Raw genomic sequence first — 26,362 nt, 5'->3', positions numbered from 1 at the left:
TGTGATCTATTTTACATTTTTATATAACGCTAGGATTTATAATAAAATAATATTGTCTGCAGCAATGTTTTGTTTTGCTATTAACATTATTAACCATAATATATTGATGAATAACTGAGGTGAATTTTGGAGTCACTTTTACAGCTGCCAACAAAAAATAAAAATTACGGTAAAATATTACAAATTACAGATACCCATCTTTTTGCTGATGGTAGCCGTGCTTTGCTTGGCGTGAATTCAAACACAAGTTTTTTGGCTGTAATTGATGAGATAAAAAACCTCAGCAGAACATATGATTTAATTGTAGCCACAGGCGATTTTGTTCAAGATGGTACTAAAGAAGCGTATAAATTTTTTGCAGAGCAAATAACTACATTAAATACACCTTGTGTTTGGTTGCCTGGAAATCATGATAACTATGATTATATGCAATCGGTTTTTGCTAATTATCGACTTTTAGATAATAAAATCGTTTTATTAAGTGATAAATGGCTAATTATTCTTTTAAATAGTCAGGTTGAAGGGCAAGCTTACGGTTTATTATCTAGTTCAGAACTACTTTTTTTACAAAAAAATTTAGATAAGTATTGTGACAGAAATGCATTGGTCTTTTTACATCATCACCCAATCAATTCAAACTGTCACTGGTTGGATCAACATATATTGAAAAATAGTGTTGATCTGGAAAAAATTATACAAAATTACCCTCAAATAAAAGGATTAGGGTGGGGACATATCCACCAAAGTCAAGATCATCTATGGTATACATGCAAAGCATTTTCTACTCCTTCAACTTGTGTACAGTTTAAACCCAATAGTTATGATTTTGGATTAGCAGATAAAGATGCACCTGGCTGGCGTGAAATAATACTAACCAATGATGGTATGCTTGAAACAGAAGTATTTCGAATTAATGATAACCGTTTTGTTCCTGATTTATCGCAAAATGGCTATTAGTTATAATAAGTAATAATTTTATCTAATTATTATAGTAATGGGGCAAAAAAGTAAAATAGCCGTTCAACAATACGTTGCCAAATAGGTCGTTGTTTCCATATTTCATTATTTACTTTCTCAGACTGAGCTAAATACTTTTGTAGAAGAGAAAAAAGTGATTGGGCAAATTCAGCATCATCAATGACAGTTGTAATTTCAAAATTTAACCATAAGCTTCGCATATCTAAATTGACTGTACCAACTAAACTTAATTGATTATCAATTAATACACTTTTAGTGTGTAATAAATTATCATTGTATTGATAAAGTTTGACTCCTCCTTCAAGTAATTCTGAAAAAAATGCTCGACTAGCCCATTTAACCATTAAGGAATCGTTTTTTTTCGGAACGATAATAATAACTTCTACTCCACGCTGAGCTGCAGTACATACTGCATGTAAGATGTCATCACTTGGAACTAAATAGGGTGTAGTAAAAATAATTTGTTTTTGTGCTGCATAAATTGCTGTCAATAATACCTGATGTATCATGTTTTCTGTATAACCAGGGCCAGAAGCAATAAGTTGCATAATATGTTTTTTTTCTTCTGGTGGTTCAGCAAAATCCGTAATTTGAGGTAAAGCAAGATCGGTACCAGTTTCTAATTCCCAATCACTAGCATAAATTGCGCCCATTAACGTGGTAACTGGACCACGCATCCTTACCATGATATCGACCCATTCACCAACATGCTTATTCTGTTTAAAAAAGCGAGGATCGACAATATTCATGCTACCTGTATATGAGATATAGTTGTCTATGATTGCAACTTTGCGATGTTGTCGTAAATCTAGTCGTCTAAACATAAATCTAAGTAAGTTGACTTTTAGGGCTTCAATAATGATGATTCCCGCTTCACGCATTCTTTTACTTGCATTTGTTCTAAGAAAACGGCGACTACCAGCAGAATCTACCATTAAATGACAAGTCACACCACGCTTAGTTGCTTCAATCAATGCTTTTTCAACATCATCGGCTCTGCCACCTTCATTCCAAATATAAAATACCATCTCGATGTTAGAGGTTGCTTGATTAATATCTTCAATTAGGTGATCAAAAATAGTGTCAGTATCACTCAGTAGTTCAATATGATTACCGTTTATACCATCTAGCCCTGTTTGATGTTTGCAAAGTTGAAAAATAGGTTTACTAACTTGACTGACTTGGGTTGTGAAAATATCTGGAAAAATGCTAATTCTATTTATAAAGTTAGCAATGATTGGACGCATTTTCTGTGCGCGTTTAACACGCTGTTGCCCTAAATGAGCTTCACCTAATGAGAAATAAAGTATGATTCCAACTATCGGTAAAATATAAATCACTAGCATCCATGCAATTACATAGGTAGTTGGCCTTCTTTTAAACACAATTCGTAACGTCGTAGCAACAATCATCAACCAATAAACTAAAAAGATCAATGAACTGACTAAGGCGTGGAATGAAGTATATTGCATATAAGTTAGCTATTGCTTAGGTTGAGTTTACTAATCCCATCTTTAGTACAATCATAATCCTGAAATACTTCAGGTAATGGTTTGGGATTATTGTGTTTATCTACTGAAACATAAGTAAATACTGCATCAGTGATACAAAAACGTTTTAGTGAATCTGTTGTATCAATTACTTTTTTTACCCAAACTTCAATACCAATAGTAATAGATGTTTTTCCTGTTTTGATACAATGAGCATAACAACAAACTACATCTCCCACCATTGCCGGCTTGTGAAAAGTAATACTACTTGCGTTTACCGTTACAACTCGATTTCTAGCGATCTCTTTTGATAGAATACCGCCAGCAAGATCCATTTGCGACATTATCCAACCGCCAAAAATGTGACCATGAGGATTTGTATCAGCAGGCATTGCCAGTGTTCTTAGTACTAGTTGACCTTTAGGGGTTGTATCGGATTGTTTCATATTAAAATACTCCATCTGTGCTATTTATTGTCTATATCTTTATCCATATTTTTATATATATAGATTCCTGATATCAAGGATAATAATAACGATGCGCCAGGTAAAATAAATACTTTAAAAATCCAGAAAAAGTCATCTGTTGTATAATAGGTTGCACCTAAACTGAATACTCCACAGGTCATGAAGAAAGCTATCCATAATATATTTAATCTATTCCAAATGACTGAATCTAGCTGGATTTCTTTACCTAGTAGTTTTTGAAGCAAGTTTTTTTTGAAACCATACTGACTAATGAGTAAACCTGATGCAAACAAAAAGTTAATAATTGTCACTTTCCATTTTATAACGTTTGGTTCTCGGGTATAAAGAGTAAATCCACCAAAAACCATCACCATTAAATAAGATATCAATTCTATTTTGTCGATTTTTCGATAAATGATAAGAACAATTAGAAAACAGACTGTTGCTGCTATCATTAAGGCTTGTACACCAACAAAGACATCATACATTGTCAAAAAAATAAAAAAGATTACAAGTGGTATAAAGTTCAAAAGCTGTTTCATGTAAATATTAACCTAGTAGAAAAGATAACTTGTCTTAGTTATAATTGTAAGTGAAAAAGCCTATCAAAAATAGGCTTATTTTTTTGTATGAAGTTCGGGATGGGCTTTACAATTACCTGATTGGCAATGTCCATAAAGATATAAGCTATGAAAAGTTAATTTAACTCCATATTGCTCAGCAATTTCTTTTTGTCTTGCATTGATAATTTCATCTCGAAATTCAAATACTTCACCACAATCTAAACAAATTAAATGATCATGGTGTTTTTGCGTTGCAAGCTCAAATACCGCTCTGCCACCCTCAAAATTATGACGTGTGACGATCCCAGCATCATCAAATTGGTTTAAAACACGGTAGACGGTGGCGAGTCCGATTTCTTCGCCCATATCAAGCAATTTTTTATAAAGATCCTCGACAGTGATATGTTGACATGAAGGATCTCTCAATAATTCTAAAATCTTTAATCGTGGTAACGTAACCTTTAAACCAGCACTTTTAAGCGCTGCATTATTATCATTATCATGATTTTTCATATTACATCCCAATTAAGTTATTAATAATTACATATTATAGAAACTATGCACGGTAAATAAAAGAAATCATTTTAATTGATTAAATATTCATCTCGGTTTTGACTTGATTGACCCAATTATTGATTCGTTCTTCTGTTAATTCTGGTTGACGATCTTCATCAATAGCTAATCCTACAAAGTGAGTATCGTCTACTAGACTTTTCGATGCTTCAAAACTATATCCTTCAGTTGACCAATGTCCAACTATTTTCGCGCCATTAGGCTCAATAATATCGCGTAATGAACCCATCGCATCACAAAAATATTCTGCATAATCTTCTTGATCGCCACACCCAAAAATAGCAACTGTTTTTCCGTTGAAATCCATTTGTTTTAAGTTAGGAAAGAAGTCTTCCCAATCAGCTTGTGATTCACCATAATACCAAGTTGGAATACCTAAAAAAAGGTAATTATATTGTTCTATTGTTTCTTTAGTTGTTTTTGCAATATCAAAAATATCTGCTTTGTCACTGCCTAAAATTTGTTGGATTTGCTTTGCTACATTTTCTGTATTGCCTGTATCACTACCAAAAAAAATACCAACGTTCGCCATATTTATACCTTTTACTGTTATTACTTCATCGAAAAATATTTTTCGAGTATATCATTGTCAATTAATATCAGCAATCATTCTCAATTACTATCAACATAACATATTATTTACTACACAATTTATTCATCTTGGATTAGAATTATTATTAGTGTTTATATTAATTTAAATCATGGAATTTATTTATGAACCTGCACGAGTATCAATCAAAATATATTTTTAAAGAATACAATTTACCTGTACCTGAAGGCTATGTTTGCAATTCAGTTGATGAGGTGAAAGATATTATATCAAAGCTACAACCACAATCGGATATTAGTTCTTGGGTTGCTAAATGCCAGGTTCATGCCGGAGGAAGAGGAAAAGCTGGAGGCGTAATTTGTACTAAGAACTTCAACGAGATTAAAAGTTTTGCTGAGAAGTGGTTAGGCAAATATCTAGTCACTTATCAAACAACATCTAAAGGACAACCCGTAAATCAGATTTTAATTGAAAAAGCTTCAAATATTTATAAAGAACTTTATTTGGGTGCAGTCATTGATCGAAGTACTAAACGTGTTGTTATTATGGCATCAACGGAGGGTGGAGTTGATATTGAAAGTGTTGCTGAAAAATCTCCACACTTAATTCATAAAACGCCGCTCGACCCGTTAACTGGACCATCTGCTTTTCAAGGTCGTGAACTAGCTTTTAAATTGGGATTAACAGGCAAACTTGTTAACCAATTTTCTAGATTATTTGTTAATTTTGCCACTCTATTTTTAGATAACGATGTAGCATTAGCTGAAGTTAACCCACTGGTTATTACTGATGAACAGGAGCTCGTTTGTTTAGATGCTAAAATCGTGCTTGATGATAATGCTCTCTTTCGTCATCCTAAATTAAATTATTTAAAAGATACAACGCAAGAAGATGAACTTGAATCCATTGCTGCCAAGCAAGGTATTAGTTATGTTTCTTTAGATGGAAATATAGGATGTATGGTTAATGGTGCTGGATTAGCTATGGCTACTATGGATATCATTAAATTACATGGTGGAGAACCAGCTAACTTTTTAGATGTTGGCGGTAGTACCACTCAAGAACGTGTATCAGAAGCGTTTAAATTGATTTTATCAGAAAAAAATGTCAAAGCAATTTTAGTCAATATTTTTGGTGGTATTGTCCGTTGTGATTTAATCGCTCAAGGTATTATTAGTGCAATTCAAGAAATAGGTCTTAAGGTTCCAGTTGTTGTACGACTTCAAGGTAATAATGCCGAAATAGCCAGAGATATTTTAGCTGAAAGTAAGTTAAATATTATTACTGCAAAAGGTTTAACAGATGCTGCAAAGAAAATCGTTGCTGTTGCAAAATAGTAAGAATGGAGAAGATTTATTATGTCAATTTTAGTTAATAAAGAAACCAAAGTCATCTGTCAAGGATTTACTGGAAGCCAAGGTACTTTCCATTCTCAACAAGCGATTGCATATGGTACTAAAATGGTTGGAGGCGTCACACCAGGTAAAGGTGGAACAACACATTTAGGTTTGCCAGTCTTTAATACCGTTAAAGAGGCCGTCGCGGCTACTGGCGCTACTGCCACCGTCATTTATGTGCCAGCTGCATTTGGAAAAGATTCCATCTTAGAAGCAATTGATGCTGGAATAAAATTAATTGTTTGTATAACTGAAGGCATCCCAACTTTAGATATGTTAATCGTCAAAGAAAAATTGATACAAAATGACGTAACATTGATTGGACCAAATTGCCCAGGAATTATCGTACCGAATGAATGTAAAATTGGTATTATGCCTGGACATATTCATTTAGAGGGTAAAGTTGGGATCGTTTCTCGTTCGGGAACGCTAACTTATGAAGCAGTTAAACAGACAACGGATATAGGTATAGGTCAATCTGTTTGTGTTGGTATTGGCGGAGACCCAATTCCTGGAAGTGATTTTGTTTCAATTTTGAAATTACTTGAGCAAGACCCTAAGACAGAGGCTATCGTTATGATAGGTGAAATTGGTGGTAGTGCAGAGGAAGAGGCTGCTGAATATATTAAAAAATACGTAACTAAACCCGTTATAGCCTATATTGCGGGAACATCAGCTCCAGCAGGTAAACGTATGGGACATGCTGGTGCAATTATTTCAGGTAATAAAGGAACTGCTAAAGAAAAAACTAAAGCGTTATTATCAGCAGGTATAACTATTGTTACTAATCTTGCTGATATCGGAAATGCTGTAAAAAAACAATTTGAAATATAATTTTTGATCTCCGTCAATTTTTATTCTTTAAATAATGTTGTACAATTGCTAAAATAACGTTACAAAATTTGTGGGCATTTAAGGATAAGGGAGCGCTTTATGTTAGATATAGTAGAACTGTCACGCCTTCAGTTTGCACTCACAGCAATGTATCATTTCATTTTTGTACCATTAACACTGGGTATGGCATTTATGCTTGCAATTATGGAAACAGTATATGTTGTAAGTGGCAAGCAAGTCTGGAAGGATATGACTAAATTCTGGGGTAAACTATTCGGTATTAATTTTGCCGTTGGTGTTGCTACAGGTCTAACCATGGAATTTCAATTCGGTACCAACTGGTCTTATTATTCGCACTATGTGGGTGATATTTTTGGAGCACCGCTTGCAGTTGAAGGATTAATGGCATTTTTCTTGGAATCAACGATGGTTGGTTTATTCTTTTTTGGATGGGATAGACTTAGTCGTGGTAAACATTTAATGGTTACTTGGTGTGTAGCTTTTGGTTCAAACTTTTCGGCGCTTTGGATTTTAGTTGCAAATGGTTGGATGCAATTCCCTATTGGATCAGACTTTAATCCGATAAACTCCCGTATGGAAATGGCCAGTTTTTTTGAGCTAGTTACCAATTCTGTTGCTCAATATAAGTTCGTGCATACTGTCGCGGCAGGGTATTTAACTGGTGCGATGTTTGTTTTAAGTATTAGTTCATATTATCTTTTAAAGAAACGAGATTTACCTTTTGCTAGTCGTTCTTTTGCAGTAGCCGCCATGTTTGGCTTTGTCATGTCAATTGTTGTTGCCGTCATGGGGGATGAAGCAGGTCACGAATTGTCGACTGTACAACCTACTAAACTTGCAGCAATTGAAGGTGAATGGGAAACTCAACCTGCACCAGCGTCATTTAATGTGATTGCATTTCCATCACAAAAAAATAAGGAAAATTCATTTGCAATTGAGATTCCATATGTAATGGGAATAATGACAACTCGTTCGCTTGATAAACAAGTAATCGGTTTGAAAGATATTATTACTAATAATGAAACCAGAATTCGTAATGGTATTTTAGCCTATTCTAATTTAGAAAAAATTCAAAAGGGTGATCAAGATCCATCTGTTCTTAAAGCCTTTGAAGATAATAAAGCCGATTTAGGATATGGATATTTAGTTAAACGTTTTACTGATCGTGATAATTTAACGATTCCAGAAGCGACTGAAGAACATATTAAAGCGGCTACAGAAGATTCAATACCAACTGTATGGCCTTTGTTCTGGGCATTTAGAGGGATGGTTGGCTTTGGAATGTTGATGATTTTAGGTGCTGGACTAGCTTTGTGGGTAACTTACAAAAATAACATTGGTCAAAAACGCTGGTTACATCGTTTACTACTTCTATTATTGCCTGCGCCATGGCTTGCTTGTGAATGTGGCTGGTTTGTTGCTGAATATGGTCGTCAACCTTGGGCAATTCAAGATATTTTACCAACTGGTGTTGCGAATTCATCATTAACACCAGGAGAAGTATTATTTACTATGACCTTAGTTTGTGGTCTATATACGCTATTTTTAGTTGCTGAATTGTTCTTGATGTTCAAGTTTGCACGATTAGGACCGAGTTCATTAGGTACTGGCAACTATTATTATGAAAAAACACAAGCGATATCAGAATAGGCATAGGGAGTATATACAATGATTGATTACGAAATTGTACGCGTCATCTGGTGGTTGTTGATTAGTGTTGTTTTAATCGCTTTTGTTATCACTGATGGCTTTGATATGGGCGTTGGTATTCTATTACCTTTTATCGGAAAAACTGATGCCGAACGCCGTATAATGATAAACGCAATTGCCCCACACTGGGATGGTAACCAAGTTTGGTTAATTACTGGCGGTGCTGGTATATTTGCTGCTTGGCCTATGGCTTATGCTGTATCTTTTTCTGGTTTTTATATTGCGATGATTTTAGTGCTATGTGCATTATTCTTTAGACCTATTGGTTTTGATTATCGTAGTAAACTAGAAAACACTAAATGGCGTAACATGTGGGATATTGCTATCTTTTTAGGAAGCTTTGTCCCTGCACTTGTGTTAGGGGTAGCTTTTGGAAACTTATTAGAAGGCGTACCATTTAGATTTGATAATTCTTATCGTGCTTTTTATGATGGGTCTTTTTTTGGTCTACTTAATCCATTTGCATTATTAGCTGGCATTGTCAGTTTAATGTTAATGGTTGCTCATGGTGGTGCTTGGTTACAGTTAAAAACTTCTGGTGAGCTTTATCTAAGAGCTAGAAAAGCAACCCAAGTTGCTAGTTTGATTATGTTAATTGCATTTGTATTGGCTGGTGTTTGGGTTACTTTTGGTATTCATGGTTATGAGGTTACTAGTGCAATAGATTACAATGGCGTTTCTCACCCATTAAGCAAGACAGTATCAACGGATGTTTCATGGCTAAAAAATTATATGAATTATCCAATTTTATGGGTGGTACCTGCATTAGGTGTATTATTACCTTTATTAACTATTTTTTGTTCTGGTTTGAATAAAAATGGATTAGTGTTTTTAACATCTTCTTTAACCATTGCTTGTGTATTATTCACATATGGTATTGCAACATTCCCATTCGTTATTCCGTCAAGTATCATGCCAAATGCTAGTTTAACAATATGGGACGCAAGTTCTAGTCAATTAACACTGAATATAATGTTTGGAGTGGTGGTGATATTCTTACCTATCATTCTTTTCTATACTATTTGGAGTTATATAAAAATGTTTGGACGATTAGACAAAAATCATATTGAAAATAATAAACATTCACTTTATTAAGGATTAATTATGTATTATGTTTTATGGTTCATTGGTGTTATTGCAACTTGTATGCTTGCTGTAGTTACTGGACTTTGGGTTGAAAATTCTAGTAATGAAAAAGAAACAAACAAATAGTAAAATCTACAAAAAATAAATATAAAGGTGACAAATTGTCACCTTTTTGATTATTAGTCTGTCAATGTGACAAATAATTTACAAATGATAATTGTTTTCATTTAACTATTTTTATATCATAGTGCAGCGAATTTTATATTCGGATATAATGTCGCTAATTTTTTAGTTTAAATTAGATCTAAGAATATGAAACAATTCAATTGGAATGCAAGAGTCTATTATGAAGACACAGATGCTGGCGGAGTTGTTTACCATGCTAGGTATCTTGCTTTTTATGAACGAGCTAGAACAGAAATGCTAAGACTGCTTGATATTAAGCAACAAACGTTACTACAAGAAGGTATTGCTTTTGTTGTTAAAAAGATGGATATTAGCTATGACTTTCCAGCTCGTTTAGATGACATGCTAACTATCAGCACTCAGGTTGAGCAAATTCGTAAGGCGTCTATTATTTTTAAGCAGACTATATTAAATCAGAATAAGCAGATTATCAGCAATGCTGATGTAATTATTGCTTGTGTCAATATAACTAAAATGAAGCCATGTGCGCTTCCGAAGTTATTAGTTTTGGAGTTTATTTAAGTGGAAAATTTGAATATCATTGATCTTTTTTTACAGGCAGGTCTTTTGGTGCAAGGTGTTATGTTACTGCTACTAACATTTTCTGTGATGTCTTGGGCTATTATATTCCAGCGTACTAAAATTTTAGGCAAGGCTAAAAAACAAATAGATCAATTTGAAAATAGTTTCTGGGCATCGGAAGAACTGAATATGTTGTTTGATAAAGCAAAATATCATAAAGAAGACATTAGTGGTACAGAACATATTTTTTATTCGGGTTTTAAGGAGTTTACACGTCTTTACCAAATTAACCCTAATATGCCTGAAGCTGCATTAGATGGTGCTTCTCGCTCTATGCGCTTAGCAATGAACCGTGAGCTGGATAATTTAGAATTACATATTCCTTTTTTGGGTACTGTAGGTTCAATTAGCCCTTATATCGGTTTATTTGGTACTGTGTGGGGAATTATGCATGCATTCATTTCGTTAGGAGCAGTAAAACAAGCAACATTACAAATGGTTGCCCCGGGGATTGCTGAAGCTTTAATTGCAACGGCAATTGGTTTATTTGCTGCTATACCTGCTGTTCTTGCTTATAATCGTTTATCATTACGTGTTAGCCGAATTGAACAGAATTACCTTAACTTTATTGACGAATTTTCAGCTATTTTACAACGTCAAGCTGTGGCTGTTAGGAAATAACTATGAGTAGACGTTCACGATATTCAACTAAATCTGAAATCAATATAGTTCCGTTGCTTGATGTATTATTAGTATTGGTACTTATTTTTATGGCAACAGCGCCAATTATAAGTCAGAGTGTTGAGGTTGATTTACCTGAAGCATCAGAATCAAAAACAGTTTCTCCTGCAGACAATAAACCGATAATCATTGAAGTATCTGGTATTGGTGTATATGCACTCATTATTGATCAAACTCGTCAATCCGACTTACCTCAAGAGCAGATTATTGCTGAGGTAAAACATCAAATTTCTATAAATGAAAAAGCTGTTTTTTTAGTTGGTGGTGCTAAGAGTGTTCCTTATGAAGAAATTATAAAAGCGTTGAATTTATTGCAATCTGCAGGCGTTAAATCCGTTGGATTGATGACCCAACCAATTTAACTAACCATAATAATACATTAAAAATGTCAGCAATGTCTTATATGCAAAATTCTAAATTAAGTATACCAATTGTAATATCAATTATATTACATTTAATATTAATTGTTGTTCTTGGTTATCAAGCTATACAAAATATAGATGGTGTCAATTATGGTAGAGAAACTGGAAACAGTATTGATGCTATTATGATCGATCCTTCTGTTATGACTGATCAATATCAACGCCAATTAAAAACGAAAGAGAGCCAACAGCAAGCTGATAGAAAAAGAGAACAGCAGTTAGCCGATCAAGCTAAAGAATTGCAAGAAAGACAATTAGCTGAACAGCAACATTTAAAGGATTTAACCAAAGAACGTATAAAACTTGCTGAGCAATTGAAACAGCAAGAAGAAGAAAGGATTGCTGCGGAAAAGGCGGCAGCAGAGAAAGCCGCAGCGGAAAAGGCGGCGGCAGAAAAAGCAGCGGCAGAGAAAGCAGCGGCAGAAAAGGCGGCAGCAGAAAAGGCGGCGGCAGAAAAAGCAGCGGCAGAAAAGGCGGCAGCAGAGAAAGCAGCAGCAGAAAAGGCGGCAGCAGAGAAAGCAGCCGCTGAAAAGGCGGCGGCAGAGAAAGCAGCAGCAGAAAAGGCGGCGGCAGAGAAAGCAGCAGCAGAAAAGGCGGCGGCAGAGAAAGCAGCAGCAGAAAAGGCGGCGGCAGAGAAAGCAGCCGCTGAAAAGGCGGCGGCAGAGAAAGTAGCAGCAGAAAAAGCAGCCGCTGAAAGGAAGGCAGCAGAGGCGAAAAAAGCTAAACAAAGGGCCGAACAGGCTAAAAAAGATAAAGCTATTAATGATCTGTTAGGTGGTCTGACTGCTGGTGCTCCAAATTCTCCAAGTAATCAAAATGGAGCAGCCGCAAGCCGTAAAGGTTCTTCCGATGATGAACTAGCTAAATACAAAGCATTAGTTACAAATGCCATAAGTAATAAATTTATAAATCCAGCTAATGTTTACAGTGGTAAAAGTTGTGTTTTACAAATTCAAATAGCACCAGATGGGTTATTACTTAATGTAAGCTCTGGTGGAGGCGATAGTGCCTTATGTCGTGAAGCGGTTGCTGCAACTAAACTTGCAACCATCCCAAAGCCAGCGAGCGGTTTATATGATGAAGTAAAAAATATGATAGTTGAATTCCAACCAAAATAGTATTGAAATTATTTTATCAAAATGATTTGACCAAAAAGCTTCTTTATAGAAATAAATTTTCAACATCTTTTAATGGAGATGTTGAAAATCAGTTATTCGTCCTCATATATTCTCTATTCATTCCAAATTTAGTTATTTTAAGTAAGAGAAGGAGCAGAATATGACAACAATAGTCAGCGTTCGCCGTGAAGGGCAAGTGGTTATTGGTGGTGATGGTCAAGTTACACTTGGTGAACGTATTATTATGAAAGGTAATGCACGTAAAGTTCGTCGTTTATATAATAATAAAGTAATCGCGGGTTTTGCTGGTGGTACTGCCGATGCTTTTACACTTTTTGAGCTATTTGAACGTAAATTAGAAATGCACCAAGGTCATTTAACTAAAGCTGCTGTTGAACTAGCCAAAGATTGGCGTACAGACAGAATGTTACGTAAATTAGAAGCATTACTTGCTGTTGCCGATGAAAGTGCCTCACTGATTATTACAGGTACTGGTGATGTTATACAACCAGAAGATGATCTTATTGCCATTGGTTCGGGTGGACCTTATGCTCAAGCAGCAGCCAGAGCTTTGTTAGATAATACATCACTATCTGCACATGATATCGTACAAAAATCTCTATCAATAGCGGGTGACATTTGTGTTTACACCAACAACTTCCAAACTATTGAAGAGCTCAATTATTAATTAAACTGATTTAAGAGAACTACTATTATGTCTGAAATGACTCCTCGCGAAATTGTAAGCGAATTAAACCAACATATTATTGGACAAGATAAAGCAAAACGTTCCGTTGCTATTGCTTTACGTAATCGCTGGCGTCGAATGCAACTTGATGAAGCATTACGTCATGAAGTTACGCCAAAAAATATTCTTATGATAGGTCCAACAGGTGTTGGTAAAACAGAAATAGCAAGAAGATTAGCTAAACTTGCTAGAGCTCCATTTATTAAAGTCGAAGCAACAAAATTTACCGAAGTTGGTTATGTAGGTAAAGAAGTTGACTCAATCATTCGAGATCTAACTGACTCTGCTGTTAAGATGATTCGGCAAGAAGCAATTGAAAGAAACCGAAATAGAGCTCAAGAACTAGCTGAAGAACGTATTTTAGATGTGCTTGTACCGCCTGCTAAAGATGGTTGGGGGCAAGTTGAAAATAATAATGATTCGACTGCTCGACAAGCATTTAGAAAAAAATTACGAGAAGGTTCACTTGACGATAAAGAAATAGAAATCGAAGTTGCTGGCGTTAATATTGGCGTTGAAATTATGGCGCCACCAGGAATGGAAGAAATGACTAATCAATTGCAGTCAATGTTCCAAAATTTAGGTGGGCAAAAAACTAAAGCTCGCAAAATGAAGATTAAAGATGCCTTCAAGCAGCTTACTGAAGAAGAAGCGGCAAAATTGGTTAACCCTGATGAGCTTAAACATGAAGCAATTGAAGCAGTTGAACAAAATGGTATTGTGTTTATTGATGAGATTGATAAAGTGTGTAAAAGAGGGAATTCCTCTGGACCAGATGTTTCGCGTGAAGGTGTTCAGCGAGATTTATTACCACTTGTTGAAGGTTGTACCGTTTCAACTAAACATGGCTCAGTAAAAACCGATCATATTTTATTCATCGCTTCAGGAGCATTCCAAACAGCAAATCCATCAGATTTAATTCCTGAACTTCAAGGTCGTTTACCAATTCGAGTTGAATTACAAGCGTTAACTACCGAAGATTTCGAAAGAATTTTAACTGAACCTAATGCCTCACTAACCGTGCAATATAAAGCATTAATGGCTACGGAAGGTGTGAATATCGATTTTACTCCTGATGGTATCCGTAAAATTGCAGAATCAGCTTGGCAAGTGAACGAGCAAAATGAAAATATAGGAGCGCGTAGGTTGCATACTGTGCTTGAACGCCTTATGGAAGACGTATCATTTGATGCAAGTGAACTTAATGGCAAAACAGTTACTATTGATGCAAAATATGTAAGTGACCATTTAGATAAACTTGTGGCAGATGAAGATCTGAGTAAGTTTATTCTATAATAGATAGATTAAGATTTTACTAACAATAAAAAAGGTGAGTTAAACTCACCTTTTTTATTATACTTGCCAGTTAAATTAGCTTGTTATTTGCTCAATAAATTTTCTAACATATCGACGGCTTTTTGTTTGGACTTTGATTTTGAGTCATCTTTTGAATTTCGATTCTCTAATTTAATGCGAAATTTATCTAAACTTTCTTGTAATTTATCATTAAAGAGATCTTTAATCACTTGACCTATATCAAGTTGATAATGAAGTTTAGAAAATTGTCCATAAATACGCAATGGAATTACCAACTTTTGTAGTTTAGCAATAGTGTTGCTTTTTCCGTTCCAACCACCAAGAATTTTGATATTCATGTTGATATCAAGATCTTTTTGAGTCATACCAACTCTGCCTGAACCGTCAATCACTTCAAGGGTTGGTGAAAGGGCATTTAATGTTGTTAATTCCAGATTTCCTTTATTTAAATAGGCATCAGTACTGATTTTAGAAAATTCTGTATAATTTTTCATATTTTCAGTTGATGAAATATCCTTCGTATATTTAGTTGCAGCATTCTCAATGATGCTATTTATATTGATTTTATTTAATTTCGCATTAGTTACATTAATTGATAAGTTACCTTTTAAACTTTCTAATAACTTATTTCCAGATAATGTATTTACTTCTATATCTCCGTTTGCATTAAATAATCCTTCTAAATCATTAGGTGTTTCCATTTGATTAAAGAATGTATTTAAATCAATATTAGTAACTTTTGGAATTAGTTTTATTTGAGTATATTTTTGTTTACCATTTGCCATACCCGTAGCTGCTATGTGACCTTTAGCGAAGTCAAAACTAATATTTTGGAATGTTGCAACTCCATCATTATTGGTTAAAGCTACATCGATATTATTTAATATCATCTTGTTAATATTTAATTTTTTAATATCTAATTTTGCTTTAGCGCTAAAACTATTTAGAAAGCTTAGTTCGTTATCTACTTTTGTAACATTAGATACAACAGGTGGAGTTTGTTGTATTGTAATGTTTTCATTTGTTTTTTTGTCTTTCTCTAAAAAAGGAGTAAGATTTAACTCATTACTTGTTACTGTTAAATCGATATAAGGCTTTTTGTCAAAATTAGCATTAAAGGCGCCAGAAAAATAATTTTCATTAACTGAGAAAGATAAATCTTTGCTTGTTAATTGTTTTGAATTGTGTTGATAATTAATAACACCTTTTAAATTGCCTTTTAATTCTTTGGTAGGAAGAGCTATTCCCTTATAGGTGTAATCAAATTTCTTTAAATCTATTATGGCTTTTTCTGGAAATAGAGTTAAATCGACATCTGCATCAGCCACATAAGAAAAATTCTGCTGATTACGATCGATATTGCCCTTAACATCAATAGCGATCTTTTTATCAGCCTTTTGGATGATAGCAAGGTTAATGTTTCTAAAGTTGATAAAATCATCTTTATTTTGTAAAACAATAGTGCTATCAGAAACTTCAAGTTTATTTAAGGTAAATGCCCATTTTGATGAATCTTTCTGCTGATTAGTTTGTGTAGTTTGACTTTCATTTGTAGAGGGTAGCTGTTCAGCTTTATGTTTATAAACTTTTCCTTTACTGTTATCGGTAATATTGATGATAGCCGATTTTATAAATACATTTTTAACTTCTAATTTTTTTGAAAATAAAGGAAATAGTTCTACATCAAGGCGCATATTATCTGCTGTTAAAATTGGTTTTTTGGCATCAATGTCAGACAATTTAACTGAATCAGTTAATATGCTTATTTGTGGCCAGATGTGCCATCGTAAATTTCCGTCAATAGTTAATTCATAACCTGTTTTATCTTTAACTGTATCAGAAATAAAGCCTCTATAATTGTTAGGATCAACAAAAACAATAAGGGATACGATACCAATGGCAGTAAGAAGAATTAAAATTAAAAGAGTAACCAATATTTTTTTGATCATGTTAATATTCCTTCAGAATAAAAACTACAGAGTGATTTAGTCTTTATCAATACGGCTTGCAACTGCGCCATGTTGATCTTTATATTTTGCATCTTGTCTACTATTATACGGTCTAGCTGCGGGACCGGTTAGTGTTTCAAAGCTAAGTGCGCCTATTGTCATTCCCGGTCTAAGTGCTAATGGAATTTTTCCAGAGTTAAAAAACTCTAATACAATTTGTCCTTGCCAGCCAGGATCGATACGATGAGCTGTTACATGTACCATAAGCCCAAGTCTAGCAAGGGATGAGCGTCCATCTAACCAACCAACTAAATCATTGGGGATAGTAACAGACTCTAAAGTGACGGCTAAAGCTAATTCACCTGGATGAAGATAAAATGCATCACCTTCAGGTAATACTATTTCATCACTCATCACTTTTTCTAATACTGCAGATACTTCTTCTTTAGGACCGCTCAAATCAATATAAGGAGTTGTATGTTCCTTAAATGTACGAAATTTATTACCTAATTTAACATCAATAGTTGCACCATTGATGCAGTTTGGTGCTGGTTGAGGGGTTATTTTTAATTTACCATTTTGTAAATACGTTTCGATATCTCGATCGCATAATCTCATGAATAATCCTTAGTGCAACTTATATTACTTTATTCTAGCAGGTTCTTTTAATGTCGTCGATGTTCGTAAATTAAGGTTTTATGACCCATACTCGTCCATAGTGATTATAAAAACCAGCAAGCTCTCCTGGTTTTTCGCCAACACCTAGATAAAGATCAAAGTGTTGCCCTTTGATGGCACCTCCTATATCTAAAGCTACCATTAATCTCGTCTCTCTTCTTCCTCGATGTTGACCATCTTCATCAAGCAGTGGCACATCGGCTAAGATTACTGAACCAATGGGAATTAAAGATTTATCAGAAGCAACCGATGCATTAGCAATTAAGGGTACCGATGCCGCACCTTTTACTTCTGCATTATATTTCGGTTCAAAAAAGACAAAAGAACGATTTTTAATGAGCAATTGTTTAAGTTTTTCTTCACTTTTATTTTTAGACCAATCTTTTATTGCTTGCATTGATAAATCTTCTTTTTTGATTTCACCTTGTTTTACTAACAATTGACCGATACTTGAGTAGCTGTAACCATTTTTACCAGCATAACTGAAAAATACTAAGGGCTCACCATCTTCAAAATCAATATAAGCACTTCCTTGAACTTCCATAATAAAGTTATCCATTAGAGAGTTGCTGTAAGCTATTTCTAACCCTTTACCTGCTAATGCACCATTATAAATTTGTTCACGACTCGGAAATTGCCCTTCTGTTAGGGTCGGCATTTTATAAATAGGGTATTTGAATTCAGATGTTGGAGTATGTCTTGCTTTAATGACGGGTGTATAATAACCAGTAAAATGTACATTACCGTAGCCATCTTGCCCGACCATCCCATAACTATTTAATCCTACTTTATATAATTCATCAAAATCTAATAAGTTATTAATCCAGTTATTAACAGCGGTATAAATATGTTCATTTTGACGATATAACTCAGGGGATGAAGATTCAATCATAGCAACTTGAATAACATAATCGGATATGTTAACAGGAGCACTTAATTGAGGATATGGTTCATTAGAAGTTAATATCATCTTACCATCCATGTATTGTTGTTGCTTAAGATCTTTATTTAAATGACTTTGGCAACCAGTAGATATTGATAGAATAATTAAGATATATAAGAGCGATAAGTAAAAAGAACGTTTATTTTGTTTCATATTGATCATTTTTTATAATAAGTTATTAAATAGTGGATTATGCTACACAATTCTATTATAAGAAACTATAGATAATTACTATGTACCAATAAAAAGTTTTCATAACAATTCAGCTTGCGATTTGATTCTATAGACTTTATAGTCCTATATTCTTGTGAATCGGAAAATTGTGAAAATAAAAGGTAATAATAGCAATGAGCATTAAATCCTCTAACCATGATCTAAAGCGAAACCTTTCTAACCGACATATTCAGTTAATTGCCATTAGTGGCGCAATTGGTACTGGCTTATTTATGGGGTCAGGTAAAACGATAAGTCTTGCTGGACCTTCAATTGTTTTTGTATATATGGTAATTGGTTTTATCCTGTTTTTTGTTATGCGTGCAATGGGTGAAATTCTACTTTCAAACTTAAATTATAAATCGTTTAGTGATTTTGCAAATGACCTTTTAGGACCTTGGGCTGGTTTTTTTACAGGATGGACTTATTGGTTTTGTTGGGTAATTACCGGAATTGCAGACGTTGTTGCCATTGCGGGATATGCACAACATTGGTTTCCTGAATTACAGGCATGGATACCTATGTTTTTGACGGTTATTTTATTAGCAACTCTAAATTTATTAACCGTAAAAATGTTTGGTGAGACAGAATTTTGGTTTTCAATGATCAAAATCGTTGCGATTCTTGGATTAATTGTTATTGGGATTGTATTAATTTTAATTTCATATCACTCTACAGAAACTGGTACAACAGCGGCTTTTTCAAATTTATGGCAATATGGCGGTTTCTTCCCTAATGGTAGTATGGGCTTTTTTGCTGGCTTTCAAATTGCGATTTTTGCTTTTGTAGGAATTGAGCTAGTTGGCACTACCGCAGCAGAAACTGTCGATCCAAATAAAAATTTGCCACGAGCAATTAATTCTGTGCCCGCTCGGATTATCTTTTTCTATGTGTTTGCTTTAATCATAATTATGAGTGTTACACCTTGGACATTAATTTCACCAAATAAAAGTCCGTTTGTGGAATTATTTACTTTAATCGGTTTACCTGCTGCAGCAAGCATTATTAATTTTGTAGTGCTAACATCAGCGGCTTCTTCTGCTAATAGTGGTATTTACTCAACCAGTCGTATGTTATTTGGACTTGCAAAAAAGCAAGATGCTCCAGAACCTTTCGGAAAACTGTCAAGTCGGTCTGTTCCAGCTAATGGTTTGTTATTTTCTTGTCTCTGCTTATTTGGTGGTGTGGTATTGATTTACCTTGTGCCTAATGTAATGGAGGCCTTTACCATAGTTACGACGATTTCGGCTATTTTATTTATGTTTATTTGGTCGATGATTTTGATTTCTTATATTGCTTATCGTCGTAAGAAAGCTGATTTGCATGAGCAGTCTGACTTTAAAATGCCTGGCGGTATTTTGATGTGTTTTGTCTGTTTGGTCTTTTTTGCATTTGTGATTGTGTTGCTTACTTTCGAAGCTGACACTCGCCAAGCTTTAATCGCAACACCTATTTGGTTTGTAATATTAGGAATAAGTTATTATTTTCGTTCATTAAAAAGATAATAATGTAAATTAAATATTGGCAGGTTTCTCCTGCCAATTCTCTTTTAATTATTCATCATTTTTTGCTGGCCAGATAAAGCTTGCAATAATGCCTAAAACTAAAATTCCTAAAACGATGTAAAGACTCATGTTTGGGCTAATATCAATTCCATAGCCAAACAGATGATGACTGGCATTTAAAGCTAATTTACCTGCAATAAAAAATAATAAACAGATAACGGCTTTACCAAGATGAACCAAATATTGTTGCATAGCTTCTAAAACAAAATACATCGTTCTAAGTCCTAAAATTGCAAAAATCATGGCACTATAAACAATTAATGGTTCTTGACTAACCGCAATTACTGCAGGAACAGAGTCAAAAGCGAACATAACATCACTGAGTTCAATAACAACAATACATAGAAATAAAGGTGTTGCATAAACTGCACCCTTAGATATTTTACCAATTAGATCGCTGTTTTCTGGTTTTTTTAGTTCCGTATCTACTTGTTTTTGAGTTAATAAAAAAGAGTGTCCTACAATTTTAGGGTATGCGGGAAAAATACGTTTAGCTATACGAAAAGCAATATGATTGGAATAATCTTTAATTTCGTTATCATTGTTTTGGTTTTTTAGCATCATTACTCCTGTAAAAGCAACCATAACTGAAAAAGCCAATTCCATCCACGGTCCTAAAGATAATAAACTTGTACCAATTATTACAAAAACTGCTCGGAATATAATGGCACCAATAACCCCCCAATAAAGTAAACGATGACGGTAATTATTAGGTACGGTAAACCATGAAAAAATAGCCATAATAACAAATAAATTATCGACGGATAACGCTTTTTCAAGAACATAACCAGTTATAAATAAATTTGCTGCTGTGCTACCATGATGAACATATAAAAATAGTGCAAATCCTAATGCAACAGCTATCCAAAAAATTGACCATCCAATTGCATTTTTTAAACTGATAGGTTTATCATTGTGGTGAGCATATAAGTCGATAATAATTGCAGCTATGGATAGCCCAACAAATACTAATACTGTCTCTATTGGAAATCCTAATGAGTGTTGAATCATATTTATGTCACCTAGTTATAATATTGATATACAGATAATTTGAAAGGTAGGTACTGTTTAATATAAACGGTATCATGTAATTATAAAAGTGATACAGTATATATTGCTAGCTAAATCAAAAAAAGTTATATTTGAACATCCATTAACTATTATAATTAAATAACATTTTGAGCCACATTTCATGATTAATATCAGGATAATTATTTTATGTATTCTTCCTTTTTTATCAGGATTATTACATGCACAACCAGTAGAACCTTATCTATCAACATTACCTAAAGGAAGTGATTTATCCATTTTGGTACAATCTGTTGGTAGTAATCCGAAAACATTAGCAAAATATAAGAGCAGTGAATTTAAACAACCTGCTAGTACTCAAAAAGTTATTACTGCTTTAGCCGCTCAACTCGAATTAGGTAGTGATTTTCGCTTTAATACGCTTATGAAAACTAATGGTTCAATAAGTAATAAGCAGCTAAATGGCGACCTTATTATTCAATTAAGTGGAGATCCCACTTTTTCAAGTGATAGATTAAAGATCATGCTTACTGAACTGCACCAAAAAGGTATTGAAAAAATTGCGGGAAATATCATTTTAGACACTTCAGTTTTTTCCAGTCATGATAAAGCAGCTGGTTGGTCATGGAATAATTTAACCGCTTGTTATAATGCACCTCCATCCGCTGCAATCATAAACGATAACTGTTTTTATGCAACAGTTACACCAGGGAAGGTAGGTTCTAAAGCATCTGTTTCAGTAGCGTCTAATATTCCTGTAGTGGTATCTGCTGATATCAAAACAATTGCCGCCAATAGTAAAGATTTAAATGATAGATATTGTGAGTTAGATGTAAGCTATTCAGATAAAAATCGTTATCATCTATCTGGGTGCGTTGCTTCTGGTAATAATAAAATACCATTAAAATTTGCGATACTTGATGGAACAGCTTATTTTTCCGCAATATTAAAAAAAGAACTTAAGTTACAAAAAATAGTTTATACCGGTAAAATTTTAGAGAACAACCAAAAAAATAATTCACAATTGACTTTATTAACTTCCAGTCAGTCAGCCCCACTTTCTGAATTACTGACCGTTATGCTCAAAAAGTCAAATAATTTATATGCTGATGCTATTTTTAGAACGCTCGGGGCACATCATTACAATATTGCAGGAACTTGGCGCAATAGCAGTGATGCAGTTAAACGAATTTTAATTAAGAAGGCAAGTATTAATCTTGAAAATTTAGTCATTGCTGATGGTTCAGGTTTATCACGATTAAACTTGGTTAGTGCAGACAAATTAATGGAAATATTACAATATATTTCAGCAAATAATGCACAATTAGGCATTATTGAGATGCTTCCAATTGCTGGTGTTGATGGAACCTTGCAAAATCGTAAAAGCTTTAATCAATTACCATTTAAGGAAACCATTAGGGCCAAAACTGGTTATATTCAAGGTAGCTATAATTTAGCTGGATTTATTCAAAAGTCCGATGGTCAATATTTAGCATTTGTGCAGTTATTATCAGGATATCATGCTGATACTAAAGGTGAACCGAAAAATGGTGCAATAATGCGATTCGAATCAGAATTTTATAAGAATTTTATTGATTGATTAATAAGGACACATATCATTTAACTTTATATGTGTCCTACCACTTTTTTTATAACGTATCAATGATTAAATATTTTCAGCTAAGAATCCACCACTCTGATGCTTCCAAAGTTGAGCGTACAGTCCATTTTTATCAAGCAATTCTTGGTGAGTTCCTTGCTCAATAATCCTTCCTTGATCAAGTACAACTAATCTATCCATTGCCGCGATAGTCGATAATCGATGAGCAATGGCAATAACAGTTTTACCTTCCATTAAAGTATATAAACTTTCTTGGATGGCCTGTTCAATTTCAGAATCCAAGGCACTGGTTGCTTCATCTAATAATAGAATTGGGGCATTTTTTAATATAACTCTGGCTATTGCAATGCGTTGTCGTTGTCCACCAGATAATTTTATGCCTCGCTCTCCTACAAATGCGTCATAACCTGTTCTACCGTTTGCATCAACAAGTGTTTGAATAAAGCTATCAGCATGAGCTTTTTTGGCTGCTATAATCATTTCTTCTTCAGTGGCTTGATTGTTGCCATAGAGTAGGTTTTCTCGTACCGAGCGGTGTAGTAGAGATGTATCTTGAGTTACCATACCAATTTGGGCGCGTAAACTTTCTTGAGTAATGGTTGTGATCTCTTGTCCATCAATAATAATTTTACCGCTTTGTAAATCATAAAAGCGTAATAATAAATTAATAAGCGTGGATTTACCTGCTCCAGATCGACCAACTAAACCTATTTTTTCACCTGGATTAATCGTTAAATCCAAATCTTGAATGATTGAATTTTGCCTTTTGGCATCATAATTAAAGTTAATATGTTGAAACTCAATTTTACCTTGTTTTACAACAAGTTCAGTTGCATCAGGTTGATCATTGACTGTTTTAGTTGAAGAGAATGTATTGATACCATCTTTCACTACACCAATGTTTTCAAATAGAGCAGCCATTTCCCACATGATCCAATGAGAGAAACCGTTTAATCGTAATGCGACCGCGGTCGTTGTAGCAATTGCCCCAACACCAACTAACTGATCTGTCCATAACCATAAAGCAACACCAGTCGTGCAGAGTATCAATGTAATAGATAATAGATGGTTAACAATTTCAAAACTGCTGACCAAACGCATTTGTCGATTAACAGTAACTAAAAACTCATCCATTGATTCTTGAGCGTATCTAGCTTCATTACCTGCATGTGAGAACAGTTTAACAGTCATGATATTGGTATAAGCATCGGTCACTCGTCCTGTCATGGTCGAACGTGCATCGGCCTGCATACTGGCAACTTTACTTAAGCGTGGAATAAAGTAATACATTGCAATTCCATAAAGCACACCCCAACCAAGAAAAGGCATTAACAACCAAGGATCTAATTGTCCAATAATAGCTGCCATGGTAATAAAGGAAATAAGAACATAGATAAAAATATCTGCGACTAAAAAACAAGTATCTCTAACCGCAAGCGCTGTTTGCATAACTTTTGCTGATATTCTTCCTGCAAATTCATCTTGGAAAAAGCGCATACTTTGATTAAGAACTAATCTGTGCAAATTCCAACGCATTCTCATTGGAAAATTTCCAGCAAGACATTGATGTTTAATAATTGTTTGTAAGCTAATAATTAACGTACTGGCTAAAATTATTACAGCTAATAAAATTAATGTTGTCTTTTCTTGCTGCCAAAATTTAGATGGCTCAACTTCTGCAAGCCAGTCAACTACTTTACCTAATGCAGCAAATAAAAAAGCTTCAAAAGCACCACTTAATCCACTTAGTATGATTAATAATAGTATAAATGTGCGTGTGCCTTTGGTTGATTGCCATATAAAACTAAAAAAGTTTTTGGCCGCTGGTTGAGGATCATCTTTAGGATAAGGTGACACCAATTTTTCAAAAAATCGATACATAATAGACCTAATTAGTAAAATGATATTTTATTGGTAAATATATCAATGATATTGGAATATGAGGTTAGGGCTAATGGATATAAGTTATCCTGATACCCAATTTAAAGTGAAATTTTAAATAAACATTATTTAGCTATCTACCTGTCTGTCATTAAAGAAGTTATGAACATAAAAAATAGTGAGGAAAATATCTGACTAATATTTCCTCACTCTAGTAATTATATATTGAAAAACAGTAGATTTCTATTTATTGATTTAAAAAACGTCTTTAATTATCTGTACAACACGACCAACTATATTGTACTTATCAAAATGTGCTTTAGGTACTTCTATTGTTGAATATTGATCATTATTACATATTAAGATCCAACTACTCAAAGTTAAACGTATTTTTCTTAACAAGGTGAAATTTTCATATTCGATTAAATATGTTGCACCATCAACTATCTCAGTTATATCCGTGTTTATTATAAGCCCATTATTATTTTCAATTTCAGGAGACATTAAATCACCTTTTGCCCAATAGATAATTAATTTTTTTATATCTAAACCACGATGAGATGCCCAGCCTTCCACAACTGGATAATTCATTACAGGAGGTGTTTCTCGAATATAGCGTTGATATTGTGCTTCTTCTTTGGTAGGTAATTGTTTTTTATAAACAGGAATACGGTAAATATTTTCATTATATACATCATCGTCATCGTCTTTTGGGTCAAATACTTCAAGTCTATAACCCGTGGCAAGCCAGTTAAATGAAACATTACATTTTTCAGCAATTACTTCTAGACGAGTAAGTGAGGGATAGGTTTTTCCTGATAAATAATCCCTAATAACAGTTTCTGACATATCACATTTTTTCGCAAAAGCAGAAACAGATAAACCTTGCATTGAATTATATAGTCTGTCTTTGAAGGTTTTGACATTTTTATTTTTGATCATACTCATTTCTGTCTCGTTTTCTTTTTCATCCGTTTGCTAATTATAGAGCATATTTTTTTAGTTTTATATACACGGTATTGGGAATAATATGTGTTTTAATGTGTTTTTCTACGATTTAATGTTTTTAATTCGTGTTATATCGCGGTTTATGCTTTTTTTTGCAGTTTTAGATTTTTGAACCAAAATTTAGAAAAAAACTTTTGAATTGTTTTTTCCGCTTTAAATCTGTAGTTTTGCGCGTTATTTGTATTATTTTTATGAGTAATAAGGTTTTTTTTACATTTTTTTGATATTTATCTAATTAACGAAAGAGCTTAATTTCATTGGAAATCTATTTTAATAACATGATTTTTAATATTTTGTACACAATTTAAGCTATTCGTTTTTATAAAACAAAAAAACAAATAAAAACGTTGACTAAAGCGAAAAAAAATGGATAATAAGCAGGGTAAGGATTTTTCATTGTTTTCTTTCCTTATATTCCTTATATTTCATGTTGGCCTGTATAGCTTTATACAGGTCTTTTTTTATTCATAAACTAGTTATGAAATCCTTTCACAAAAAGAGTATAATCAAACCTCATTAAAACTTACGTCTAAGAAGAAAGTTTGAATAGATAAGAGTAGTTAATTAAGAGGATTTTATTATGTCATTTAGTATCCCACACCTTTTAGTGTTTCTTGCTGTGGTCGTTCTATTATTTGGTACTAAAAAATTACGTAATTTAGGTTCAGATCTTGGTTTCGCATTAAAAAGCTTCAAAAAAGCGATGAATGATGATGAAATTGAATTAAAAAAAGATAATAAGTAATGATTGA

Annotated in this window: 26 protein-coding genes; 15 read left to right on the top strand and 11 right to left on the bottom strand. The window is 33.7% G+C overall.

The window, feature by feature from the left end; genetic code table 11:
• Positions 1 to 126 precede the first annotated feature (126 nt).
• Positions 127 to 957 (top strand): 3',5'-cyclic-AMP phosphodiesterase, encoded by an 831-nt coding sequence (gene cpdA / locus GAPWK_RS10485; protein WP_025316182.1) that lies wholly within the window; start codon positions 127 to 129, stop codon positions 955 to 957.
• A 29-nt stretch (positions 958 to 986) separates the two neighbouring features.
• On the opposite strand, the gene cls is transcribed toward cpdA, so the two are convergent.
• From cls to fldA, 5 genes are all read right to left on the bottom strand, one after another.
• Complete coding sequence (gene cls, locus GAPWK_RS10480; RefSeq protein ID WP_025316181.1) at positions 987 to 2,450, bottom strand: cardiolipin synthase; 1,464 nt, start codon at positions 2,448 to 2,450, stop codon at positions 987 to 989.
• A gap of 5 nt (positions 2,451 to 2,455) precedes the next feature.
• Positions 2,456 to 2,914, bottom strand: coding sequence for an acyl-CoA thioester hydrolase YciA (gene yciA, locus GAPWK_RS10475; protein ID WP_025316180.1), 459 nt, complete (start codon positions 2,912 to 2,914; stop codon positions 2,456 to 2,458).
• 20 nt (positions 2,915 to 2,934) lie between these two features.
• Entirely contained in the window at positions 2,935 to 3,477 is a 543-nt protein-coding gene (locus GAPWK_RS10470; RefSeq protein WP_025316179.1) for an inner membrane-spanning protein YciB, read from the bottom strand.
• A gap of 75 nt (positions 3,478 to 3,552) precedes the next feature.
• Complete coding sequence (gene fur / locus GAPWK_RS10465) at positions 3,553 to 4,011, bottom strand: ferric iron uptake transcriptional regulator (RefSeq protein ID WP_025316178.1); 459 nt, start codon at positions 4,009 to 4,011, stop codon at positions 3,553 to 3,555.
• A gap of 79 nt (positions 4,012 to 4,090) precedes the next feature.
• A complete protein-coding gene (gene fldA, locus GAPWK_RS10460) occupies positions 4,091 to 4,603 on the bottom strand; it encodes a flavodoxin FldA (protein WP_038517473.1) in 513 nt (170 codons plus the stop codon).
• A gap of 182 nt (positions 4,604 to 4,785) precedes the next feature.
• On the opposite strand from fldA, the gene sucC reads away from it, so the two are divergent.
• From sucC to hslU, 11 genes are all read left to right on the top strand, one after another.
• On the top strand, positions 4,786 to 5,958 hold the full coding sequence (gene sucC / locus GAPWK_RS10455) for an ADP-forming succinate--CoA ligase subunit beta (protein ID WP_025316177.1): 1,173 nt from the start codon (positions 4,786 to 4,788) through the stop codon (positions 5,956 to 5,958).
• Between the two features lie 21 nt (positions 5,959 to 5,979).
• Complete coding sequence (gene sucD, locus GAPWK_RS10450) at positions 5,980 to 6,852, top strand: succinate--CoA ligase subunit alpha (protein ID WP_025316176.1); 873 nt, start codon at positions 5,980 to 5,982, stop codon at positions 6,850 to 6,852.
• 99 nt (positions 6,853 to 6,951) lie between these two features.
• Complete coding sequence (locus tag GAPWK_RS10445; RefSeq protein WP_025316175.1) at positions 6,952 to 8,523, top strand: cytochrome ubiquinol oxidase subunit I; 1,572 nt, start codon at positions 6,952 to 6,954, stop codon at positions 8,521 to 8,523.
• 18 nt (positions 8,524 to 8,541) lie between these two features.
• Positions 8,542 to 9,678, top strand: a complete 1,137-nt coding sequence (gene cydB / locus GAPWK_RS10440) for a cytochrome d ubiquinol oxidase subunit II (RefSeq protein ID WP_025316174.1) — start codon at positions 8,542 to 8,544, stop codon at positions 9,676 to 9,678.
• Between the two features lie 9 nt (positions 9,679 to 9,687).
• Entirely contained in the window at positions 9,688 to 9,795 is a 108-nt protein-coding gene (locus tag GAPWK_RS15610) for a cytochrome bd oxidase small subunit, CydX/CbdX family (RefSeq protein WP_110287270.1), read from the top strand.
• 186 nt (positions 9,796 to 9,981) lie between these two features.
• Positions 9,982 to 10,377 carry a tol-pal system-associated acyl-CoA thioesterase gene (ybgC, locus tag GAPWK_RS10435; protein ID WP_025316173.1) on the top strand — a complete coding sequence of 132 codons (396 nt, stop codon included), beginning with the start codon at positions 9,982 to 9,984 and terminating at the stop codon, positions 10,375 to 10,377.
• Positions 10,378 to 11,058, top strand: coding sequence for a protein TolQ (gene tolQ, locus GAPWK_RS10430; protein ID WP_025316172.1), 681 nt, complete (start codon positions 10,378 to 10,380; stop codon positions 11,056 to 11,058).
• 2 nt (positions 11,059 to 11,060) lie between these two features.
• On the top strand, positions 11,061 to 11,480 hold the full coding sequence (gene tolR / locus GAPWK_RS10425; protein WP_025316171.1) for a colicin uptake protein TolR: 420 nt from the start codon (positions 11,061 to 11,063) through the stop codon (positions 11,478 to 11,480).
• Between the two features lie 41 nt (positions 11,481 to 11,521).
• Positions 11,522 to 12,658, top strand: coding sequence for a cell envelope integrity protein TolA (gene tolA, locus GAPWK_RS10420; protein WP_051516278.1), 1,137 nt, complete (start codon positions 11,522 to 11,524; stop codon positions 12,656 to 12,658).
• A 160-nt stretch (positions 12,659 to 12,818) separates the two neighbouring features.
• Positions 12,819 to 13,346, top strand: a complete 528-nt coding sequence (hslV, locus tag GAPWK_RS10415; protein ID WP_025316169.1) for an ATP-dependent protease subunit HslV — start codon at positions 12,819 to 12,821, stop codon at positions 13,344 to 13,346.
• 27 nt (positions 13,347 to 13,373) lie between these two features.
• Positions 13,374 to 14,702 (top strand): HslU--HslV peptidase ATPase subunit, encoded by a 1,329-nt coding sequence (gene hslU, locus GAPWK_RS10410; protein WP_025316168.1) that lies wholly within the window; start codon positions 13,374 to 13,376, stop codon positions 14,700 to 14,702.
• Between the two features lie 83 nt (positions 14,703 to 14,785).
• Here the strand turns inward: hslU and asmA are convergent, their stop codons facing one another.
• From asmA to mltA, 3 genes are all read right to left on the bottom strand, one after another.
• Complete coding sequence (asmA, locus tag GAPWK_RS10405; RefSeq protein ID WP_025316167.1) at positions 14,786 to 16,672, bottom strand: outer membrane assembly protein AsmA; 1,887 nt, start codon at positions 16,670 to 16,672, stop codon at positions 14,786 to 14,788.
• A gap of 36 nt (positions 16,673 to 16,708) precedes the next feature.
• On the bottom strand, positions 16,709 to 17,290 hold the full coding sequence (dcd, locus tag GAPWK_RS10400) for a dCTP deaminase (RefSeq protein WP_025316166.1): 582 nt from the start codon (positions 17,288 to 17,290) through the stop codon (positions 16,709 to 16,711).
• A gap of 70 nt (positions 17,291 to 17,360) precedes the next feature.
• Positions 17,361 to 18,446, bottom strand: coding sequence for a murein transglycosylase A (gene mltA / locus GAPWK_RS10395; protein ID WP_051516277.1), 1,086 nt, complete (start codon positions 18,444 to 18,446; stop codon positions 17,361 to 17,363).
• Positions 18,447 to 18,640: 194 nt separating this feature from the next.
• Here mltA and cycA point away from each other — a divergent pair, with 194 nt between their 5' ends.
• Complete coding sequence (cycA, locus tag GAPWK_RS10390; protein WP_025316164.1) at positions 18,641 to 20,011, top strand: D-serine/D-alanine/glycine transporter; 1,371 nt, start codon at positions 18,641 to 18,643, stop codon at positions 20,009 to 20,011.
• Positions 20,012 to 20,059: 48 nt separating this feature from the next.
• On the opposite strand, the gene GAPWK_RS10385 is transcribed toward cycA, so the two are convergent.
• A complete protein-coding gene (locus GAPWK_RS10385) occupies positions 20,060 to 21,082 on the bottom strand; it encodes a TerC/Alx family metal homeostasis membrane protein (protein ID WP_025316163.1) in 1,023 nt (340 codons plus the stop codon).
• A 181-nt stretch (positions 21,083 to 21,263) separates the two neighbouring features.
• On the opposite strand from GAPWK_RS10385, the gene dacB reads away from it, so the two are divergent.
• Positions 21,264 to 22,700 (top strand): serine-type D-Ala-D-Ala carboxypeptidase, encoded by a 1,437-nt coding sequence (dacB, locus tag GAPWK_RS10380; protein ID WP_025316162.1) that lies wholly within the window; start codon positions 21,264 to 21,266, stop codon positions 22,698 to 22,700.
• Positions 22,701 to 22,766: 66 nt separating this feature from the next.
• Here the strand turns inward: dacB and GAPWK_RS10375 are convergent, their stop codons facing one another.
• Both GAPWK_RS10375 and GAPWK_RS10370 read right to left on the bottom strand, forming a co-directional pair.
• A complete protein-coding gene (locus GAPWK_RS10375; RefSeq protein WP_025316161.1) occupies positions 22,767 to 24,602 on the bottom strand; it encodes an ABC transporter ATP-binding protein in 1,836 nt (611 codons plus the stop codon).
• A gap of 255 nt (positions 24,603 to 24,857) precedes the next feature.
• Positions 24,858 to 25,544, bottom strand: a complete 687-nt coding sequence (locus GAPWK_RS10370) for a LexA family transcriptional regulator (RefSeq protein WP_238551118.1) — start codon at positions 25,542 to 25,544, stop codon at positions 24,858 to 24,860.
• Between the two features lie 646 nt (positions 25,545 to 26,190).
• Here GAPWK_RS10370 and tatA point away from each other — a divergent pair.
• A complete protein-coding gene (gene tatA, locus GAPWK_RS14315) occupies positions 26,191 to 26,355 on the top strand; it encodes a twin-arginine translocase TatA/TatE family subunit (RefSeq protein WP_051516275.1) in 165 nt (54 codons plus the stop codon).
• Positions 26,356 to 26,362: the final 7 nt, after the last annotated feature.

Source organism: Gilliamella apicola (assembly GCF_000599985.1).
GTDB classification, from domain to species: domain Bacteria; phylum Pseudomonadota; class Gammaproteobacteria; order Enterobacterales; family Orbaceae; genus Gilliamella; species Gilliamella apicola.
Note: the sequence above shows the minus strand (reverse complement) of the source record. Positions and strands in the feature narration are given on the sequence as shown.